The organism is Gemella sp. zg-1178, from assembly GCF_018790995.1.
Classification (GTDB): Bacteria; Bacillota; Bacilli; order Staphylococcales; family Gemellaceae; genus Gemelliphila.
Map to the genome: position 1 here is coordinate 20843 of NZ_JAHKEI010000004.1, position 20084 is coordinate 40926.

Sequence of the window (20084 nt, forward strand, 5' to 3'; positions counted from 1 at the left end):
AATGTCAGAAAGAGTATATTTAACAGTAACTGCCCTTAATAAATACTTGGAAAGAAAATTTGTTCATGACCCCTACTTAAAGGAAATATATTTAAAAGGAGAAGTGTCTAATTGTAAATTACATACAAATGGGACACTTTATTTTTCTATAAAGGATTCTAATACTAGAATAAACGCCTTAAAGTTTAATTCTACGAATGTAGATATAAAAGATGGAGATAATGTATTAATAAAGGCAGAACTTAATTTTTATTTTCCCTATGGCAATCATAGATTAATAGTTTATGAAATTAAAAAAGATAGTATTGGTGATTTATTTCAAAAATATATTGAATTAAAAGATAAGTTACAAGGTGAAGGAATATTTTCACAAGAACACAAAAAGTTGATAAAAAAATTTAATAAAAATATAGCCGTAATTACAGCAAGTAGTGGGGCAGCTATACAGGATATTAAAAGAACTATCACTAGAAGATATCCATTAGCTGAAATAAATATTTATTCATCTTTGGTTCAAGGAGAAAATGCTACTGACGATATTATAAAAAATTTAAAATTGGCAGATGAGCAAGATAATGATGTTATTATCTTAGCTCGTGGGGGAGGAAGTATCGAAGATTTGTGGAGTTTTAATAGTGAACTTTTAGTAAGAGAAATATTTAATTGTAAAACTCCTATTATAACTGGAATAGGTCATGAAACAGATACTACTTTAGCAGATTTTGTAGCTGATGTTAGAGCCTCTACACCGACAGCGGCAGCCGAAATAGTAACATCAGTTACAATCGAAGATTTAAAAAATCATTTGCTAGATACTGAAAATTTAATATCAAAACTTATTGTTGAAAAAATAAATTTCAAAAAAAATATGTTATCTTCTTTGGCTAATACTTATCAAATAAGAAATTTTGAAAAAAATTATCATTATTTTTATTCTGAATTAGAAAATTATAGTGATAAGTTAAATATCTTGATTAAAAATACAATAAATATTAAAAAAGATAATCTTATTAAAAATAAAGAACTTTTAAAAAGGTTAGATATTATAGAAAAGTATAAGAGTAATTACTATTCTTTAGTTGATAGTTTAGAAAATAATTCTCCTATAAATATATTAAAAAAAGGATACGCCATAGTTAAGGATAAAGAGGGTAGAAAAATATCTTCTGTTGCAGATTTGTCAGTAAATGATGAAATAAAAATTTCTGTTAAGGACGGGGATATATTAGCAAGAGTAGATAAATTATTATAAGAGAGAAGTTATGTATGGAAAAAAAGAACTTTGAAGAACAATTATTAGATTTGGAAAATATAGTAAGAAAATTAGAAAGTAATGAATTAACATTAGATGATGCCTTAGAGCAATACAAAGCCGGAATAGATATTATAAAATCTTGTAACAATATAATTAAAAAAGCTGAAAAAAAAGTTTTAAGTTTAAAAAAGGAATTGGATAATGAAGAGTAAAGTTGATATTTTTTTCTTAGATAATAAAAAATTAATAAATGATTTTGCTAAAAAAAATATTTCTGAATTAAATACATCAGAATATTTGAAACAATCAATAGAATATTCTTTGGTTAATGAGGGTAAAAAAATACGTCCCCTTATATTTTTATTGTTACTAGATTATTACGGTATTGATTACAAAAAATATTTGGATGTGGCACTGGCTATTGAACTTATTCATACATATTCTTTACTACATGATGATTTACCATCTATGGATAATGATGATTATAGATGGGGTAAATTAACAAATCATAAAATTTTTGGAGAAGATATGGCTGTACTCACAGGAGACGCCATGCAAACTTGGGCTTATGAGTTAATCGCAGATAATAAATTTTTAGATAATGATGTAAAAATAGAATTAATAAGACTGCTTTCTAATTTTTCTGGGATTAAAGGCATGATAGCTGGTCAAGTATATGACGTTAGGCAAGAAAAATATAAAGTTAACGCTGAATATTTGAAAAATATGCACAGGTTAAAAACTGGTAAATTAATTATTTTACCACTCCTATTTTCAGCTTTAGTTTCTAATAACAAAAAAGATTTGAATTTATTAAAAGAATTTGGCAATGAATTAGGTATAGCATATCAAATAAAAGATGATATCCTAGATTATTACGGAGAATTTGAAAATATAGGGAAAATGTCAAGTGATGAAGATATGATAACATATTTAAATTTTTACGGTATAGAAAAATGTAAAAATTTACTTGAACAGCATACAGAAAAAGCCAAGAATACAGCTTATACATTAAATAATAATTTGCTAATAGAATTAGCTGATTTACTTTTAAATAGAAAAAAATAATTTTTAGGGGAGGAAATTTATTTGTTTTACAAAAAGTATATTATAATAATTCCTAGTATAATTTATGTAATTTCAGCTTACTTGTATATAAATATTTGTAAAGTATTAGAGATAAATTATACAATAACACATATAGATATTTTTGCTATATCAGTTTTAATTTTAGTATTTAATTTTATTTTTATAGAAATAATGAAAAGAATTAATAAAAAAGGCAAAAATTAAAATTTTATATTTTAAGACTATTGAAATAAAATCAATAGTCTTTTTTTGATAATAAAAAACTATAAAAGGAAAAATTATCTTTTATAGTTTTATTTTTAATATTTATTATAAGTTTTGTAAATAGAATTTAAAAATTTATTTCCAAGATATTATACATTCTTTTATGCTTTTAATAATCATAGGAATATATTCTTCATCTAAGCAAGAGAATGCAATTCTTATGTGAGAATTATCAATTGAATACACACCAAATTTGTAGTCATTTAAAAGTTTAATTCTAAATTCATGAGCGTTTATATTTTCTGGTAACTTTATAGTGAAAAAATAACCTGAATTAAATGGCAAAATTTCTGTGTATTCTTCTAAATTTTCTAATTCTATTACTTCTTTTAATTTTTTATATCTATTTTCAATTATTTTGTCATTTTTTAATTTTTCATTTATGTATTTATCATCTTTTAACAAGATTTCTAAAGTTTTTTGAGCAATACTAGAAGCTGAAGATGTTGTACTTCTTAAAAAACCTTGTGATTTTTCAAGGATTTCGTTACGCAACTTATCATCACTAACATAATAGGTTAAAAATCCTAATCTAAAGCCCCAAGCATAAAATTCTTTAGTAATACCGTCTAATTTAGCGATTATGCAGTTATCATATTTAACTAATTCAGCAAATTCATTTAGTGTAGAATTTTTGTTATCTTCTTCGAAAAATAATCCAAAGTAGGCATCATCACATATTAAAATTAATTTTTTATTAGGGTTAGCACTTAAAAAATTTTTTAAAACTTCTTTTAGTTCTGAAAATTCTTTTTTTGAAGGTGTGTAGCCGGTTGGATTATTTGGAAAATTTAATATCATTGATATTTTATTTTCTTGTAAATTCTCCAATATGTTTTTTATTCCTGCTATGCTATAAAGTCCGTTTTCAAATTGTTGATATTTATAAATTTTATTTTTTAGTTTTACTGAAAATATTTGAGAATAATTTTGCCAGTATAAGTCTGGTAATACTAAAGCATCGTCTTTATCAGAAAATAAATTTGCAACAAGGTCTATACCTTGAGTAATCCCAGCTGTCGTTATGGGTTCAGAAAGAAATTCAGGAATAATTTTATTATTTTCTCTAATTATTTTTTCTTTCCATAATTTTCTAACTGTAGGATGACCTGAAGTTGGGGAGTAGGGTAAATATTCTTCATAGGATAAATTTTTTATTATCTCCCTCAATATAGGCAGGTACATTACTTTTTTATTTAATGTTGCCATGCCTATTGTAGAGTTTATAGCTCCCTTGACATTTTCAGTTTCTCTTGATTGAATAAGAACATCTTTAGGTAAAATAATATCCTTACCTGTTTTTGAAAAAAATGACATAATATTCTCCTTAAAATTTTATCTATATGCAATAATTATAATTATTTATTTAAAAAAAATCAAATTTAATATAGCGGTATTAGCTACTTAATTTTGTTGAGTTTTATACTTAGATATGTTAAAATTGTAGAGTAGGTTAAGTTTAAGGGTCATTTTAGTATGAATTTATTTTTGAAGTTATTTAAGAAAAAAATATATTTTCAGAATTAATGATAAATTCATTTGTCAAAGGTGAATTTGTAAAACTAGCAGATATTCCAGACCCAGTTTTTTCAAAAAATGCTAGGTCAAGGCTTTGCTATTCTTCCATCAAAAAATAAACTATGTTCGCCTGTTGCAGGAAAAATTATAAATATATTTCCAACAAAACACTCTATGATGATAAGAACAAATTCAGGTATAGAATTACTTATTTATATAGGCTTGGATACAATTTATTTGCAAGCTCAGGGATTTAAATTTCATGTAGATGTTGGCGATGATATAGAAAGTGGACAAGATTTAGTTACCTTTGATTTGAATTTAATAAAAGAAAAAGCAAAATCTACACTTATACCGTGTATAATAACTAACATGGAGTTAGTTTCAGACTTAATATTTCTAAAAAAAGATGGAAAGTTAGAATATAATGAGAAAATATTATTAGTTAAACTTAAATAGCAAGAGCTGTTTAAGTTTATTAATTGAGGATAACTTAATTATGGATGATAAAAAATTTTGGAAAATAGTTTATCTATATACAACAAAATATAATAATGAAGTTTTGTATTATCGAGAAGAAAAACAAGATATTTGGTTGATAAATCATGAAAATGAGATTACCAGATTAATTTATAATGACAAGCTAGACAATCCGACAGTAGATGCTAATGTTTATAATATTATAAAAAACGAAAAAAGATTAAAAAAACATTTTAAATTAAGTAGCTTAAAAATAAAGATATTACATTTTTCTAAAGAAGAGAATGATATTCAAGAATATAAAAAATATAAGGTTTCAGAAGAATTACTTGTAGAAAGAGTAGTTGTATCGGAGAAAAACATACATAATTTTATAAAAAAAGGTGATATAAAATTTGTTGATATATCTGTGGATAGCGATAGATACCAGAATAGGGTAGTTGACAGATACAAGTATAAAGATAAAAAACTAAAATCTACAAATATTTACTTTAATTTAATAGCAATATTTTTTGTTTTATTATTTTTATTAAATTATATTTTGCTTTATTATAGCAAGGGAGGTATATATAAATATTTTGAGTATAATTATCAAAATATTATAAGTGGTCAATTTTATAGGTTATATACGGACATATTTATTTTTCAAAATTCACTTCATTTAATTTTTATAGTTGGATTTATCGTACTGTGTTCAGTTTTATTAAATGAAGAATTAAGTTTAAAAAATTCAATAATAATTTTGTTGGCTGTTTCTTTATTTTGTAATTTATTTTTAATTCTTAACCAAATACAATATACCAACACAATAAATTTATCATTTTTTGGTTTGTTAGGTGCTATGTTTATTTTTGAACTTAATAAAAGAAATGATAATCTTAAATTTATTTATACAGCTGTAATGCCTATTATATATTTAATTTTACTCAATTTAATTTCAGATTTTAAAATATCAATAGGTATGTATATGTTTGCCTTTATTTTAGGAATATTTGTTCAGATAGCACTATTAAAAGGAACAAACAGTAAATTTGCTATATTTTTAATTTCATTAGTTGTGGTTTTAGGAATATTTATTAATATTTTTGGTATAGATATGAAAAGTTCAATTAATAATTATAGATTAAATTCAGTAAATGAAAGATTGCTTAAGGTGAACAGATATACTTCAACAGAAAAATTAGAATTAGAAATAAATTCTAATAATAAATCAATACTATCATACTATGAATTAGGTATGATGAAAATAACAACATCAACAGTACAAGAAGCTAAGAAAGTGTTTTTAGATGGAATTAATTTTGATGATAAATTCGCACCAATCTATTATCAATTAGCCTTAATAGAATACAAGGAAAGTAATTATAGTAAAAGTTTAGAATATATAGATAAAGCTATTAAATTAGATAAGGATATTAAATATTTAAACTTTAGAGAAGAAATAAATAGTAAGGGGTAGATTTCATGAAGGATTTTTTCGATATACAGCAATTACTAAAATCTTTTGATATAATTATTTATATGAAAAATAGACTGCACTTGCTTCAATTAACAAAATTTGAGATAATGGAGTTATATAGACTAGGTTTAATTACTCAAGATACTTATCTAAGAGCAGTAACCATTATAAAAAAAGAGCAAAGACTTTTACAATAAATTGTTAGGAGAATGAATATGGACAATATTTTGAAAATAAAAGTAATTAATAAAATCAGACAAGATATAAAAAAGGTAGAAGAACTTATTGAAGCTCAGCTATCTGTAAAAAAATATAGAGAGTGTCCTCTTTATCAGGATGTAATAGACACTCAAATTTATGGGATTTCAAAAGAGTTAGAACTTGCAGTTGAGATAGGATTTGTTACAAAAAGTTATAGCAAAGAAGTTTTAGAAGATTTAGAGAATAAACTTAATAATCTATATCTTAATATTGAGAAAAGAAAAATTAATTAAACCTATATGAATATAAAAAAAATATTAAAACGTGTAGCAAAAGAAAAACGCTATAAGAAATTGGATATATTTGTAACTTTATCTCTAATAATTTTATTTGTTTTTAGCTGTATAATGGTTTATAGTGCTAGTATGATAGGTAATAAGTACGGAATGTTCACAGGTAATGTTCCAGTTGCTGCAAATTATTTTCTAATAAAACAGCTAATTTGGGCAACAATCTCTTTATGTGCTTATCTTGTTTTTGCAACTATAATTCCATATGAAATTTTTAAAAATAAAAATATGTATACGTCTGGATTTTTATTTATTATAGTACTTTTAATAATTCCACTATTTCAAGCATCAGTAAACGGTGCTCACTCTTGGATAAATTTAGCTGGATTTACATTTCAGCCATCTACGATAGCTCAAATTTTTATAATTGCTTATATGGCTTTGATATTAGAATCGAGGAAGAGAACTCTTTTAAGACCCACTCCACTTAAAAAATTAGCCAGCATTTTTGCAGTTCCTTTAGCAGTATTAGTTTTTATTTTTTTACAAAATGATACTGGAACAATGTTAATAACCGTTTTTGTTTTAGTTGTCATGGTTTTATGTGCTAATATAAGTTTTAGAAATATTTATACTATTATAAAAATTTCAATTTTAGGTGCTTTTGGAGCATTGTTTTTCTTACTAATAATAGTTATTTTTTCTAGTGGTAGTTCATACAGAGTAAATAGGATAAAAACATTTTTAGACCCTTTTTATGGAAAAAGTAGTTCAGATAGTCAAGTTGTTAATTCTTTAATTTCATTTGGCAATGGTGGACTATTTGGAAGAGGCTTAGGAAATTCTATACAGAAGTTAGGATATTTACCAGAGGCACATACAGATTTCATATTAGCAATAACTGCTGAAGAGTTGGGCTACTTTGGAGTATTATTTTTAGTTTTACTCTTGTCTATAATAATATTAAAAATTATATATACTGGATTAAAAGCAGGAAAAACTTTTGAATCTCTTTTTGCTCTTGGGTTTGCGGCATTATTATTTATTCAAACTATAATAAATATGGGAGGAGTTTCTGCTTCTCTTCCATTAACCGGAGTTCCTATTCCTTATTTTAGCTTTGGAGGTAGCTCTATGTTTATTCTTAGTATTACCTTAGGAATAATAATGAATTTGCTTTCGCATATAAAATATGTAAGAGGTAGCAATTAAGCTGCCTTTTTATAATGAAAATGATTATATTAGGAGAATACAATGAAATTAGAAGATTTTAATTTTTATTTACCAGAAAATCTAATTGCACAAGTCCCACTTAAAAAACGCGATGATAGTAAATTATTGGTTATTAATAAACAAGATAATTCTTATAGTCATAAAAATTTTTTTGATATTGTTAATTATTTTGATAGTGGAGATACTCTAGTCTTAAATAATACTAGGGTTATGCCTGCAAGATTATTTGGTGAAAAGATAGATACTAAGGCTAGTATAGAAGTTTTATTATTAAAAAATAAAGTAGATACAAAATGGGAATGTTTGGTAAAACCAGCAAAAAGAGTAAAAGTTGGTACTATTTTAGATTTTGGTGGTATAATGCAGGCTGAGTGTATAGCTGTAAAAGATGACGGTTTTAGAGAATTAAAGTTTATTTTTAAGGGGATATTTCAAGAAAGACTTGATGAGTTAGGTCTTATGCCTTTGCCCCCATATATAAAAGAAAGATTAGAAGATAAAGAAAGATATCAAACTGTATATTCTAAAGAAATAGGTTCTTCTGCAGCTCCAACAGCTGGTTTACATTTTACAAAAGAATTGTTAGAAGATATTAAGAAAAAAGGTGTAAATATTTGTTATTTGACACTACATGTGGGTTTGGGAACATTTAGACCAGTAGCAGTTGAAGATATAAAAACTCATAAAATGCACACAGAATATTATGAAATTAATCAAGAAACAGCAGATATTATAAATAAAACTAAAAGTAAGGGGAAAAGAGTAATTTCTGTTGGTACAACAACTACAAGAACATTAGAAACTATAGCTAGAGATAATAAAGGAAAAATAATTGAAACATCAGGTTGGACTGATATATTCATATATCCTGGTTTCAAATTTCAATGTATTGATGGACTTATAACAAATTTTCATTTACCAAAATCATCATTACTGATGTTAGTAAGTGCTTTTTATAATAGAGAAAGTATGTTAAAATTATATGATATTGCAGTGAAAAATAAATACAGGTTCTTTAGTTTTGGAGATGTCATGTATATATATTAATTTTGGAGGAATAAATGAAAAACGTAAGAAATAATGCAGTATGGTATGAACATATTAAAACTTGTAAACAATCAGGTGCAAGATTAGGTATAGTTCACACACCTCATGGAAGTTTTGAAACTCCTGTTTTTATGCCAGTAGGAACACAAGCAACAGTAAAAACTATGTCTCCAGAAGAAGTGAAAAATATGGGAGCTAACATAATATTATCTAATACTTATCATTTATGGTTAAGACCAGGAGAAAAGATAATAGAAAAAGCTGGTGGTTTACACAAATTTATGAATTATGATGGTAGTATTCTAACTGATTCTGGCGGATTTCAAGTATTTTCCTTGAGTGATTTTAGAAAAATAGAAGAAGAAGGAGTACATTTTAAAAATCACCTATCAGGAGAAAAATTATTTTTATCACCAGAAAAAGCAGTTAGTATACAAACTTCATTAGGTAGTGATATTATGATGGCTTTTGATGAATGCCCAGACTTTAATCACGATTATAAATATATTAGAAAATCTGTCGAAAGAACATCAAGATGGGCAGAAAGATGTTTAAAAGCTCACACTAATTATAAAAATCAAAGTTTATTCGGTATAGTTCAAGGAGCAGGTTTTAAAGAATTGCGAGAACAAAGCGCCAAAGATTTAGTTAGTATGGATTTTCCAGGTTATGCAATAGGAGGTTTATCTGTTGGAGAACCTAAAGAAGTTATGTACCGAGTTTTAGAAGAAACAATGCCACTATTACCAACTAATAAACCTAGATATTTAATGGGAGTTGGTTCTCCTGATGCCCTTTTTGAAGGAGTAATAAGGGGTCTTGATATGTTTGATTGTGTCCTACCTACTAGAATAGCAAGAAATGGAACTTGTATGACGAGTAAAGGAAGAATTGTTATAAAAAATGCAAAATTTGCTGAAGATTTTACTCCTCTAGACCAAAATTGTACTTGTTATTGCTGTAAAAATTATACTAAGGCTTATTTAAGGCACTTGTTTAAAGCTGATGAAATTTTTGGGGCTAGATTGGCAACAACACACAATATTCACTTTTTACTTAATATGATGAAAAATATTAGACAAGCAATAATGGAAGATAGACTACTAGATTATAAAGAAGAATTTTTTGAAGAATATGGATTAAATGTTGAAAATCCTAAAAATTTTTAAAAAATAGTTTATTTTTTTATTAGTGTATAGTAAAATAGATATTATAAAATTTATAGGAGAAAATTATGCAGAATTTATATAGTATTTTAATGTTTGTGGTGATTTTTGCTTTTATGTATTTTTTAATAATACGCCCACAAAACAAACGTAATAGAGAATTAAAATTATTACAGGATTCATTAAAACCTGGAGACAATGTTGTTACATTTGCAGGAATTTATGGAGAAATAGTAGAAATAGGAACTGCTACTGTGGTGTTGCGTATTGCACCAAAAACAGAAATTAAATTAGAAAGAGTAGCAATTAAAGGATTAGCAGCTTAAAATAAAAACAGCAAAAATTTGCTGTTTTTATTTTTTATTTGTATAATAATTGTTGACTATAAATATTTATGTTATAATTATTTGAATTACTTTATAAAAAGCTAGGAGTATTTATGTTTAAGTTTTTTATTAAAAAAAATAAAAAAGAAAAACTAGAAGACAAAATTATAAAAAAAATTCCTAAACACGTCGCAATAATTATGGACGGTAACGGAAGATGGGCTAAAAAAAGAAATTTGCCGAGAATAAAAGGTCATTATGAAGGAATGCAGACTGTAAAAAAAATTACAAAATACGCATCAAATTTGGGAATAGAATATTTAACTCTTTATGCTTTTTCAACAGAAAATTGGTCTAGACCAAAACAAGAAGTTAATTATTTAATGGGTTTGCCAGAAAAAATGTTTTCTAGTTTCATGCCTGAACTCATGGAAAATAATGTGCAAGTTAGAGTTATAGGTAATGTAGCAGACTTGCCTGACAGTGCTAAAAATGCAATTAATAAGGCGATAGAAGAAACAAAAAGCAATACTGGTTTAAAATTAATTTTTGCACTTAATTATGGCTCTAAATTAGAAATATTAAATGCAGTAAAAGATATAGTTAATGATTATAAAAATGATGTTATAAGCTTAGACAAAATAAGTGAAGAAATTTTTTCTAATTATTTGAGCACAAAAGATTTTCCTAATCCAGATTTATTGATAAGAACATCAGGTGAACAAAGAATTTCTAATTTTTTATTATGGCAGATAGCTTACAGTGAATTTATCTTTACTAAAGTTGCTTGGCCAGATTTTACAGAAGAAGAATTTTATAAATCTTTACAAGAATATCAAGCTAGAGATAGAAGATTTGGAGGTTTAAATGAAGACTAGAATACAGACAGCTGTTGTAGCATTAATACTTTTTGTGCCATTTTTAGTATTAGGAGGAAATTATTTTTTATTTGCTTCTTTAGTTCTTAGTTTTTTATCAGTTTATGAAATAGTAAAAATTACTTTTGGTAAAATAAATATTGGTGTTTTTATTTTATCGTCATTATTCGTATTAGGATTTTTTTTCAAAAAATATTTTAGTAATGAAATTTTAACTTTAAGTTTATTAATAATTATTTTTTTATTATTTTTAAATATAATTATAAGTAATCATAAAATTAAATTAGTTGATATTGCTAATGTATTTTTCTTATCGTTTTACATAACATTAGGATTTTATTCTTTAAATGCAATTAGAGAGATAAGTTTATCACTATTATTTTATTTATTGCTAACTATTTGGGTAACTGATAGCGGGGCTTATTTTGGAGGTATGAGATTTGGGAAAAGAAAGTTATCTTCAAATATCAGTCCTAATAAATCAATAGAAGGTTCAATAATAGGAAGTTTGTTATCTATTATTGTGGCTATTATATTTTATTTAACAACTGATATATTCAGTAATATTTTAATAGCAATATCTGTTACTATTATTATTAGCCTAATAGGACAAATTGGAGATTTGGTAGAATCAGCCTATAAGCGTGAATATAATGTTAAAGATAGTAGCAATATATTGCCTGGTCATGGAGGGATATTTGATAGATTTGATTCTTTAATATTATCAGCTCCATTCTTATTAATTCTTTTGGAATTAATAAAATAAATTTAGAAAAGAGGAATTAAATGCAAGGAATAATTGTTTTTTTATTAGTATTTTTTGTTGTAGTAACAGTTCATGAGTTAGGACACTTTATTGTTGCTAAAAAATCAGGTATATTGTGCCAAGAGTTTGCAATAGGTTTTGGTCCTAAAATATTTCATAAAAAAATCGGAGAAACAAATTTTACAGTTAGATTATTGCCGATAGGTGGCTATGTAAAAATGCCTGACAATGTTTTTGATTTTAATAATGAAGTTTCTCCTTATGATATAAAAAAGGGAATGCAAGTTTTTTTAAAATTAGATTCTGAAGATAAAGTAGAAAAAATAATTTTAGATAAAAGTAATGATGTTGATTTATTCCCTATCGAAGTAAATGAATATGATTTAACAGATAATTTATTTATAGAAGGTTTTGTAAACAGTGGACAAGATTTAGAAAAATTTTCAGTCAGAAAAGATGCTTGTGTTGTATTTAGTGGTATGGAAGAACAAATAGCTCCCATAGAAAGAATGTTTTCTTCACATTCTTGGCAAAAAAAATTTCTAACTCTATTTGCTGGTCCCTTGATGAACTTTATATTGGCGGCAATTATTTTTGTTGGTATATCTATTAGTAATGGTGTTCCTATAAATAAAGCAATTATAGGTAAGGTAGTTGAAAATACTCCAGCTTATTCAGCAGGATTCCAAGCTGATGATGTAATAAAAGAAATTAATGGTGTTCCTATAAATACTTGGCTTGAAATTGGGGAAAATATTGTTAAATATGAGGGTAAAGAAATCACTACTTTGGTAGATAGAAAAGGAACAGAAAAAATAATCAAAGTTACGCCAAAGACAGAAATTGTCAAAGATAAAAATGGTAATGAAACTAAAAAATATTCTATTGGTATAGAAGTAAAATACGACCATAATATACTTAATTCTATCAAAGATGGACTTAGTAAAACCTTATATTACGGTACTCTTATATTTACTGGTATAGTAAGACTTTTTGTTTCTGTTTTTAGTGGTGGTTTTAATTTAGACCAATTAGGTGGACCGGTGGCCATATATGAAATGACAACTGAAGCAGCTAAAAATGGATTTATCACAACTTTAAGATGGGTAGGATTACTTAGTGTAAATCTAGGTTTGATGAATCTTATTCCAATACCTGTCTTAGATGGAGGTAGAATAATTTTTGTACTTTATGAAGCTGCTTTCGGCAAACCAATAAGTAAAAAAGCTCAATATTATGCTACTGCTATTTTTAGTGTGTTATTAATAATATTAATGCTTGCAGTTACATGGAATGATATATCAAGATTATTTAATTAAAAAATATAGTATAGAGATGATTTTATATCATCTCTATTTTATTTGAAAATGAAATTGCTAGATGTTAAAATATAATAAAATATTTTGTTAAAGGGAGAATAATATGAATATTTCAAAAGAACATTTAGAATTATTATCAAAAAATTTTAAAAGTATTGATGAAGTAACTAGGGAGATTATTAATTTAGAAGCTATTTTATCTCTTCCAAAAGGAACAGAACATTTCATAAGTGACATACATGGGGAGTATGCAGCTTTTGACCATATTTTAAGAAATGGTTCTGGAGTGATAAAGGAAAAATTAAAAGAAATTTTTGAAAATAATTTGACTGCTAATGATATTAACTTATTAGCTACAATAATTTATTATCCAGAAGATAAATTACTATTGTTAAAAAAAGAATATGCTAATAAAGATTATAAAAACTTAAAAAAAGATTTAATACTTAATCTTTTAGAAGTTGTGAAAGTTGCCGCAAGAAAATATACTCGCTCTAAGGTAAGAAAAATTTTACCTGAAGGATTTAGTTACATAATAGAAGAATTAATTTATAAAATGGAATTTAATTCTGATAAACAAAAGTATTACGATAAAATAATAGAAACAATTTTTGAATTAGATATTTCGGAAACATTTATTATAAAATTATCTTACTCTATACAGAGATTAATAGTTAATCACTTGCATATAGTGGGAGATATTTATGATAGGGGACCTTATCCTGACAAAATAATGGATAGACTGATTGATTATCATTCTGTTGATATTCAGTGGGGAAATCACGATATGCTATGGATAGGAGCAAGTTGTGGTGATTTAGTTTGCATAGCAAATGTTTTACGAATATGTGCTAGATATGATAATTTAGATATAATAGAAGATAGATATGGTATTTCTTTAAGAAATTTGCTAAACGTTGCTGAGTTATATTATTCTGATGATGAGTGTATAGAATTTTTACCAAAACTAACAAAATATGACAAATACAGCAAAAGAGAAGTTCTACAAATAGCTAAAATGCACAAGGCTATTGCTATAATCCAATTTAAGTTGGAAAAATATTTCATTGATAAATATCCAGAATTTAATTTAAGCAGTAGGTTATTACTAGATAAAATAGATTACAAAACTGGTAATATTCAAATTGGAGAAAATAATTTCAAATTAAGTAGTTGTAATTTTCCAACGGTTGATATAGAAAATCCTTATAAACTTAATAAAGATGAAGAAATTTTAATAGAAAAATTAAGAGAATCTTTTGTATCTAGTGAAAAATTAAGAAAACATATTGATTTTATGATTAATAGCGGGGCTATGTACAAGTGCCATAATGGAAATTTATTATTGCATGGCTGTATGCCGGTTGATGAAAATGGGGATTTCAAAGGAGTGAACTATAAAAATAAACTTTACAAGGGTAAAGAGATGTTAGATTTTTTTGATAGTAAGGTTAGAAAAGCATATTATAGCAAAGAGCAAAAAGGGCATGGTATATTTTTGTATCTATGGCAGGGAGAAAATTCTCCATTATTCGGTAAAAAAGATATGACTACATTTGAAAGATATTTTATTGATGATAAAGAATCTCATATAGAACTTAAAAATCCGTATTATAAATTACGAGATAGGGAAGAATTTTCTAAAAAATTATTGAAAGAATTTGGACTTAATGAGGATGGTCATATTATCAATGGTCATACACCAGTAAAGGCAACTAAGGGAGAAGACCCGATAAAAGCTAATGGAAGAACTATTGTAATTGATGGAGGTATGTCTAAGGCATATAATAAAACAACAGGTCATGGTGGATATACATTGACATATAATTCTTATGGACTTCAAATAATGAAACACGATATTTTTACAAGTAGGGACGAAGCAATAAAATTAGAAACTGATATTGTTTCTACTAGACGAGTTGTTGATAAAAATTTAAATAGAAAAATGATAAAGGATACGGATACTGGTTTAGAGTTACAAAATCAGATAAAAGTTCTAAAAATTTTATTAGAAAATTACAAATCTGGAGAAATCAGAGAAAAGAATAATATAATGTAATATATGGTATAATATAGATATACTTATTTGAGGTGTTTTATGCAACAATATTTTTTAGATGAAAAATTTGAAGAAAAAGAATTTACTTTAAATGAAGATGATAGCTTTCACATATTAAGAGTTATGAGAAAAAAAGTTGGTGCTTCAATTTATATAGTATTTTCTGATAAAAAAAAGTATGTATGTAGTATAGTTGATATTAACAATAAATGTGTTAATATATTACCAATATCAGCAGTAGCAGATAAAACAGAATTACCTACTAAAACAAAAATAGCAATACCACCACTTAAGAGTGATAAAATAGAATATCTGATACAAAAATCTACTGAATTAGGAGTTAGAGAAATAATTATTTTTAATTCTGAAAGAAATATTGCTAAAATAAAATCAGATAAATTAAATTTAAAACTTAAACGTTGGGAAAAAATTGCTAAAGAAGCCTCGGAACAATCTAAAAGAAGCCTTATACCAAGTATTAAATATGTAGATTCAATAAGAAATTTAATAAACGAAAATGAAGATATTGATTATAAGGTTATAGCTTATGAAAATGAATCGCAGAATGAAAATAATAATAATTTATCAAAACTATTAAATTCTGATTTATTTGAAAAAAGTGTAATAGCTGTTTTTGGAAGTGAGGGTGGTTTTTCAGAAAAAGAAGTTTTAGAATTTAACAATTGTGGTTATAGTAGTATTGGTTTGGGTAGAAGAATACTAAGGGCTGAAACAGCACCACTTTATTTTTTAAGTTGTGTTGCTTATTTTTCAGAAATAAATTAATAAGGAGATTGTTATTATGAATTTAACGGCTATAGAAATATACGAAAAAGAATTTAAAAAAAGTAAAGATAAGGGATATGATATTGAAGATATAAATAACTATTTAGACCTTATTATAGAAGATTATATGTTTATGGAAAAAACTCTTATAAAATTAAAAGAGTTAGAAATAGAAAATCAAAATCTTAAAATAAAAATAAGTGCATTAAAAACAACAAGTAAGGAAGTTGATAAATCTGTATCAACACCATCTAGTAATATAGATATATTAAAAAGAATATCTAGGTTAGAACAAGCAGTATTTGGAAAAAATAATGAATAAATAGGTGGAATTTTATGAATATATTACATATAGTTTCTGGAGGAATTGCAGCTTATAAATCACTAGATTTAGTTAGTAAATTAACTAAGAGTGGTCATAATGTAAAAATTGTAATGACAGAAAATGCTGCTAAGTTTGTAACAGAATTGTCATTTCAAACAATATCAAAAAATTTTGTTTATACTGATACATTCATAGAAAAAAACGAAAAAGAAATACAGCATATAGACTTAAATAAATGGGCAGATAAAATAATAATTGCTCCTGCTACTGCTAATATTATTGCCAAAATAGCTAGCGGAATAGCTGATGATTTAGCTAGCACTTTAATTTTAGCAGTAAATGATTTTTCTAAAATATATATAGCACCAGCTATGAATACAAATATGTATAATAACCCAATAACTCAAGGAAATATTTTTAAATTACAGCAATTAGGATTTAATTTTATAGAACCTGCTTCGGGGATTTTAGCATGTGGCGATGAGGGCAAAGGCAAGTTATCAGATACGGATACAATAATTAATTCTGTTTTAGTGGAAAAGAAATTTAGTAATAAAACTATATTAGTTACTGCTGGAGCAACCAAAGAATATATAGACCCTGTAAGATTTATTTCCAACCCCTCTAGTGGTAAAATGGGTATTGCAATAGCAGAGGAATTTGCTAATCAAGGAGCAAAAGTCTATTTGATAACTGCAACTGATTATAGCCCTATAAACTCAAATATTGAAGTCATAAGTATAGTTACTGCTTATGATATGTTTGAAGAAATAAAAAAATATTATGAAGAGTGTGATATTGTAGTAAAAGCAGCTGCTGTATCTGATTATACTCCAGTAATAAAGTATGATAGAAAAGTAAAAAAACAACTTGGTAATATCGAAATAGAATTAGAAAGAACAGATGATATATTATATTATCTAGGTCAAAATAAAAAAGATAATCAAATATTAGTAGGCTTTGCGGCGGAAACGGATAATGTAATTGATTATGCTAAAGAAAAAATTAAAAAGAAAAACTTAGATTTTATTGTTGCTAATGATGTTTCTAAAAAAGATATAGGTTTTGCATCAGACAATAATGAAGTTGCTATAATAGATAAATATGATAATATCTACAAGATAAATAAAACAAGTAAAACAAATATTGCGAAATCATTAATATCAAAATTAATAGATTAATTAGAGAAAGGTACTTTTATGTTTGTTCAAGTAATAGTTGATGTGAAAAACAGTAGAATTGATAAAAAATTTTATTATAAAATTCCTCAAAAATATATCAACAAAAATTTACTTGGATATAGGGTAGAAGTACCTTTTGGTAGTAGAATTATTCAGGGATATATTGTTGAACAAAAAGAAAACCCTAATTTTGATGTAGCTAAAATAAAAGAAATTAAAAAAATAAAAGATGATTATCCAGTATTAAATAATGAATTAATACTCTTATCTTCTGTTTTGGCTGATGAACTATATTGTACTCAGATACAAGTTATAGAAGCTATGTTACCAACAATATTAAAAAATAAGTATAAAGAATATTATAAATTAGCAGCTGATGATTTAACACTTTTTCAATATAAAAAATATTTTTCTAATGAAGGAATTGTAGAAAAAAATAAATTAGAAAGATTATTAGATTCAGAAGAGTTATCATATTTGATTTCTAATAAAATAATAAAATTAATTAGTATCGTAGAAGAACAATTAAAATCTAATAATGAAAAATATGTTACTTTAAATAATTTTGGCAATAATATAAAACTTACCGCTAAACAAAAAATATTAATAGACTATTTAGAAAAAAATATTGATATAAAAAAATCATTGATAAAAGATAAGCTCCAAATAGGAGAAAGTGTTATAAAAAATTTATTAGAAAAAGATATAATAAAATATATTTATAAAGAAAATATATTTGAAGCTAATGAATATACTTATAATAATAAGAATATTTTAAATGAAGAACAAACTAGAGTTTATAATACTGTAAGACAAAGTCTTATTAATCAAAAATTTGCAGATTATTTGCTACATGGAGTTACTGGCTCGGGAAAAACAGAAGTCTATATAAATTTAGTTAAAGATTGTATAAATTTAGGTAAACAAGCTATTATTTTAGTTCCTGAAATTATACTAACACCTCAAATTGAAGAAAAATTTAAAAAAGTTTTTGGCGATAATATTTCTGTTTTGCATTCCAGATTAAATAAAAAAGAAAAATATGATGAATGGAAAAAAATAAAAGAACAGAAAGTTAATATATGTTTAGGAACAAGGTCAGCAATATTTGCTCCTTTTGAAAATATAGGATTGATAATAATAGATGAAGAACATGAAAATTCCTATAAACAACAAGAATCTCCTAGGTATGATGCAAAAGATATAGCTAAAAAAAGAGCTGTGTTTAACAAAGCAACACTACTTTATGCGAGTGCAACTCCGTCAGTTGATTTATACTATGAATTTAAAAATTTCAAAAAAAATAGATTGTTGAAATTATCTAAAAGATTTAATAATCAATCTCCTATAATAGATGTAATTTCTTTAGAAAATAAGGAAAATGTTATTGATGAAAAATTACTTGGTATGATTGAGGAGACTATCTCTAAAAATGAGCAAGTTCTCTTACTTATTAATAAGAGGGGATACACTAATTTCATACGTTGTTTTACTTGTGGTCATATCTATAAATGTGAAAAGTGTGATATAAGTTTAAATTATCATAAAAATGATAAAAGTTTACAGTGCCATTTTTGCGGTTATAGAAAAAAAATATTTTCTATAAAAAAATGTTGCGAAAATCCAGAATTAGTATCAGGTGTATTTGGCATTCAAAAGGTTGAAGAATATATTAAAAGTAAATTACCAGAAGCGAAAATAATAAGAATGGATTCTGATACAACTTCACGAAAAGGTATGTATGAAAAATTATTAACAGATTTTAAAAATAAGAAAGCTGATATATTGTTAGGAACGCAAATGATTTCTAAGGGGCTTGATTTTCCAGATATTACTCTTGTAGGTATATTATCTGTCGATAGTATGTTAGCAATTCCTAGCTTTAAGTCAAATGAAAAATTATTTCAACTCTTGGTTCAAACTTCTGGTAGAGCTGGACGTAAGGATAAGCAAGGTAGAGTAATATTACAATCTAATGTTGATAGTAATATTGTAACTTATGCCGTAAATGCAGACTATGAAAAATTTTATGAATACGAAATAAACAGAAGGAAAATTATAGAATATCCACCTTTTTGTAAAATATCTTTTATTATGATAAAGGGTAGTGATGAAGAAAAAACAAAGCTAGCAGCTATAACAATTTATAATTTTTTACATAAGAATTATTATAAAGAAAAAATATTAGGACCTAATAAAAGTAATTTTTATAAAATAAATAATGAATATAGATTTAATATAGCTGTGCGTTTTGAAGAAAAAGACTACAATAAATTACATAAATTATTAAAATATATAAATAACTATTTCCAACAAGTTTATATAAAAGATAAAATATCAATAGTGATAGATAATTCAGTCCAAGATTATATTTAAGTAATTAAAATTTTAAAAATGATATAATTAATAATAAAAATAATTTTTTAAATTTTTAAGTTTACT

General features: G+C 25.3%; 21 protein-coding genes. 20 read left to right on the forward strand and 1 reads right to left on the reverse strand.

What is annotated here, in order from left to right:
- Position 1 precedes the first annotated feature (1 nt).
- From xseA to KMP12_RS01365, 4 genes are read left to right on the forward strand one after another with little or no spacing between them, the layout of a single operon-like run.
- Positions 2-1252, forward strand: coding sequence for an exodeoxyribonuclease VII large subunit (gene xseA / locus KMP12_RS01350; RefSeq protein WP_215755947.1), 1251 nt, complete (start codon positions 2-4; stop codon positions 1250-1252).
- Positions 1253-1266: 14 nt separating this feature from the next.
- Positions 1267-1467 carry an exodeoxyribonuclease VII small subunit gene (gene xseB, locus KMP12_RS01355; RefSeq protein ID WP_215755948.1) on the forward strand — a complete coding sequence of 67 codons (201 nt, stop codon included), beginning with the start codon at positions 1267-1269 and terminating at the stop codon, positions 1465-1467.
- A complete protein-coding gene (locus tag KMP12_RS01360) occupies positions 1457-2323 on the forward strand; it encodes a polyprenyl synthetase family protein (protein ID WP_215755949.1) in 867 nt (288 codons plus the stop codon). Before xseB ends, KMP12_RS01360 begins: the two co-directional genes overlap by 11 nt.
- Positions 2324-2344: 21 nt before the next feature.
- Positions 2345-2548 (forward strand): hypothetical protein, encoded by a 204-nt coding sequence (locus tag KMP12_RS01365; RefSeq protein WP_215755950.1) that lies wholly within the window; start codon positions 2345-2347, stop codon positions 2546-2548.
- Between the two features lie 135 nt (positions 2549-2683).
- On the opposite strand, the gene KMP12_RS01370 is transcribed toward KMP12_RS01365, so the two are convergent.
- Positions 2684-3925: an aminotransferase class I/II-fold pyridoxal phosphate-dependent enzyme gene (locus tag KMP12_RS01370; RefSeq protein WP_215755951.1), complete on the reverse strand. Its 1242-nt coding sequence runs from the start codon at positions 3923-3925 to the stop codon at positions 2684-2686.
- A 279-nt stretch (positions 3926-4204) separates the two neighbouring features.
- Here KMP12_RS01370 and KMP12_RS01375 point away from each other — a divergent pair, with 279 nt between their 5' ends.
- The 16 genes from KMP12_RS01375 (at position 4205) to priA (ending at position 20018) form a co-directional block, all read left to right on the forward strand.
- The gene (locus tag KMP12_RS01375; protein ID WP_215755952.1) at positions 4205-4585 is read left to right on the forward strand and encodes a PTS sugar transporter subunit IIA; all 381 of its coding nucleotides are present in this window, start codon (positions 4205-4207) and stop codon (positions 4583-4585) included.
- Positions 4586-4625: 40 nt separating this feature from the next.
- Positions 4626-6065, forward strand: coding sequence for a rhomboid family intramembrane serine protease (locus KMP12_RS01380; RefSeq protein WP_215755953.1), 1440 nt, complete (start codon positions 4626-4628; stop codon positions 6063-6065).
- A gap of 5 nt (positions 6066-6070) precedes the next feature.
- Entirely contained in the window at positions 6071-6262 is a 192-nt protein-coding gene (locus KMP12_RS01385; RefSeq protein ID WP_215755954.1) for a YqgQ family protein, read from the forward strand.
- Positions 6263-6280: 18 nt separating this feature from the next.
- A complete protein-coding gene (locus KMP12_RS01390; RefSeq protein ID WP_215755955.1) occupies positions 6281-6559 on the forward strand; it encodes a DUF1507 family protein in 279 nt (92 codons plus the stop codon).
- Between the two features lie 6 nt (positions 6560-6565).
- Entirely contained in the window at positions 6566-7768 is a 1203-nt protein-coding gene (locus KMP12_RS01395) for an FtsW/RodA/SpoVE family cell cycle protein (protein ID WP_215755956.1), read from the forward strand.
- Positions 7769-7810: 42 nt separating this feature from the next.
- On the forward strand, positions 7811-8836 hold the full coding sequence (gene queA / locus KMP12_RS01400; RefSeq protein ID WP_215755957.1) for a tRNA preQ1(34) S-adenosylmethionine ribosyltransferase-isomerase QueA: 1026 nt from the start codon (positions 7811-7813) through the stop codon (positions 8834-8836).
- A gap of 14 nt (positions 8837-8850) precedes the next feature.
- Positions 8851-10005, forward strand: coding sequence for a tRNA guanosine(34) transglycosylase Tgt (gene tgt / locus KMP12_RS01405; RefSeq protein ID WP_215755958.1), 1155 nt, complete (start codon positions 8851-8853; stop codon positions 10003-10005).
- Positions 10006-10070: 65 nt separating this feature from the next.
- Positions 10071-10328, forward strand: a complete 258-nt coding sequence (yajC, locus tag KMP12_RS01410; protein WP_215755959.1) for a preprotein translocase subunit YajC — start codon at positions 10071-10073, stop codon at positions 10326-10328.
- Positions 10329-10441: 113 nt separating this feature from the next.
- A complete protein-coding gene (locus KMP12_RS01415) occupies positions 10442-11206 on the forward strand; it encodes an undecaprenyl pyrophosphate synthase (RefSeq protein ID WP_215755960.1) in 765 nt (254 codons plus the stop codon).
- Positions 11196-11972, forward strand: coding sequence for a phosphatidate cytidylyltransferase (locus tag KMP12_RS01420; protein WP_215755961.1), 777 nt, complete (start codon positions 11196-11198; stop codon positions 11970-11972). Before KMP12_RS01415 ends, KMP12_RS01420 begins: the two co-directional genes overlap by 11 nt.
- 20 nt (positions 11973-11992) lie before the next feature.
- Positions 11993-13291 carry an RIP metalloprotease RseP gene (gene rseP / locus KMP12_RS01425; RefSeq protein WP_215755962.1) on the forward strand — a complete coding sequence of 433 codons (1299 nt, stop codon included), beginning with the start codon at positions 11993-11995 and terminating at the stop codon, positions 13289-13291.
- 103 nt (positions 13292-13394) lie between these two features.
- Positions 13395-15350 (forward strand): fructose-1,6-bisphosphatase, encoded by a 1956-nt coding sequence (locus tag KMP12_RS01430; protein ID WP_252344653.1) that lies wholly within the window; start codon positions 13395-13397, stop codon positions 15348-15350.
- A 39-nt stretch (positions 15351-15389) separates the two neighbouring features.
- Positions 15390-16136, forward strand: a complete 747-nt coding sequence (locus KMP12_RS01435) for an RsmE family RNA methyltransferase (RefSeq protein WP_215755963.1) — start codon at positions 15390-15392, stop codon at positions 16134-16136.
- Between the two features lie 16 nt (positions 16137-16152).
- Complete coding sequence (locus KMP12_RS01440; protein ID WP_215755964.1) at positions 16153-16458, forward strand: DivIVA domain-containing protein; 306 nt, start codon at positions 16153-16155, stop codon at positions 16456-16458.
- 14 nt (positions 16459-16472) lie between these two features.
- Complete coding sequence (gene coaBC, locus KMP12_RS01445) at positions 16473-17642, forward strand: bifunctional phosphopantothenoylcysteine decarboxylase/phosphopantothenate--cysteine ligase CoaBC (protein WP_215755965.1); 1170 nt, start codon at positions 16473-16475, stop codon at positions 17640-17642.
- 18 nt (positions 17643-17660) lie between these two features.
- Positions 17661-20018: a replication restart helicase PriA gene (priA, locus tag KMP12_RS01450; protein WP_215755966.1), complete on the forward strand. Its 2358-nt coding sequence runs from the start codon at positions 17661-17663 to the stop codon at positions 20016-20018.
- Positions 20019-20084: the final 66 nt, after the last annotated feature.

Excerpts from the sequence above, each read along its gene's own strand:
- xseA (WP_215755947.1), top strand. The coding sequence starts at position 2 with ATGTCAGAAAGAGTATATTTAACAGTAACTGCCCTTAATAAATACTTG.
- xseB (WP_215755948.1), top strand. The coding sequence starts at position 1,267 with ATGGAAAAAAAGAACTTTGAAGAACAATTATTAGATTTGGAAAATATA.
- KMP12_RS01360 (WP_215755949.1), top strand. The coding sequence starts at position 1,457 with ATGAAGAGTAAAGTTGATATTTTTTTCTTAGATAATAAAAAATTAATA.
- KMP12_RS01370 (WP_215755951.1), bottom strand. The coding sequence starts at position 3,925 with ATGTCATTTTTTTCAAAAACAGGTAAGGATATTATTTTACCTAAAGAT.
- KMP12_RS01375 (WP_215755952.1), top strand. The coding sequence starts at position 4,205 with ATGCTAGGTCAAGGCTTTGCTATTCTTCCATCAAAAAATAAACTATGT.
- KMP12_RS01380 (WP_215755953.1), top strand. The coding sequence starts at position 4,626 with ATGGATGATAAAAAATTTTGGAAAATAGTTTATCTATATACAACAAAA.
- KMP12_RS01385 (WP_215755954.1), top strand. The coding sequence starts at position 6,071 with ATGAAGGATTTTTTCGATATACAGCAATTACTAAAATCTTTTGATATA.
- KMP12_RS01390 (WP_215755955.1), top strand. The coding sequence starts at position 6,281 with ATGGACAATATTTTGAAAATAAAAGTAATTAATAAAATCAGACAAGAT.
- KMP12_RS01395 (WP_215755956.1), top strand. The coding sequence starts at position 6,566 with ATGAATATAAAAAAAATATTAAAACGTGTAGCAAAAGAAAAACGCTAT.
- queA (WP_215755957.1), top strand. The coding sequence starts at position 7,811 with ATGAAATTAGAAGATTTTAATTTTTATTTACCAGAAAATCTAATTGCA.
- tgt (WP_215755958.1), top strand. The coding sequence starts at position 8,851 with ATGAAAAACGTAAGAAATAATGCAGTATGGTATGAACATATTAAAACT.
- yajC (WP_215755959.1), top strand. The coding sequence starts at position 10,071 with ATGCAGAATTTATATAGTATTTTAATGTTTGTGGTGATTTTTGCTTTT.
- KMP12_RS01415 (WP_215755960.1), top strand. The coding sequence starts at position 10,442 with ATGTTTAAGTTTTTTATTAAAAAAAATAAAAAAGAAAAACTAGAAGAC.
- KMP12_RS01420 (WP_215755961.1), top strand. The coding sequence starts at position 11,196 with ATGAAGACTAGAATACAGACAGCTGTTGTAGCATTAATACTTTTTGTG.
- rseP (WP_215755962.1), top strand. The coding sequence starts at position 11,993 with ATGCAAGGAATAATTGTTTTTTTATTAGTATTTTTTGTTGTAGTAACA.
- KMP12_RS01430 (WP_252344653.1), top strand. The coding sequence starts at position 13,395 with ATGAATATTTCAAAAGAACATTTAGAATTATTATCAAAAAATTTTAAA.
- KMP12_RS01435 (WP_215755963.1), top strand. The coding sequence starts at position 15,390 with ATGCAACAATATTTTTTAGATGAAAAATTTGAAGAAAAAGAATTTACT.
- KMP12_RS01440 (WP_215755964.1), top strand. The coding sequence starts at position 16,153 with ATGAATTTAACGGCTATAGAAATATACGAAAAAGAATTTAAAAAAAGT.
- coaBC (WP_215755965.1), top strand. The coding sequence starts at position 16,473 with ATGAATATATTACATATAGTTTCTGGAGGAATTGCAGCTTATAAATCA.
- priA (WP_215755966.1), top strand. The coding sequence starts at position 17,661 with ATGTTTGTTCAAGTAATAGTTGATGTGAAAAACAGTAGAATTGATAAA.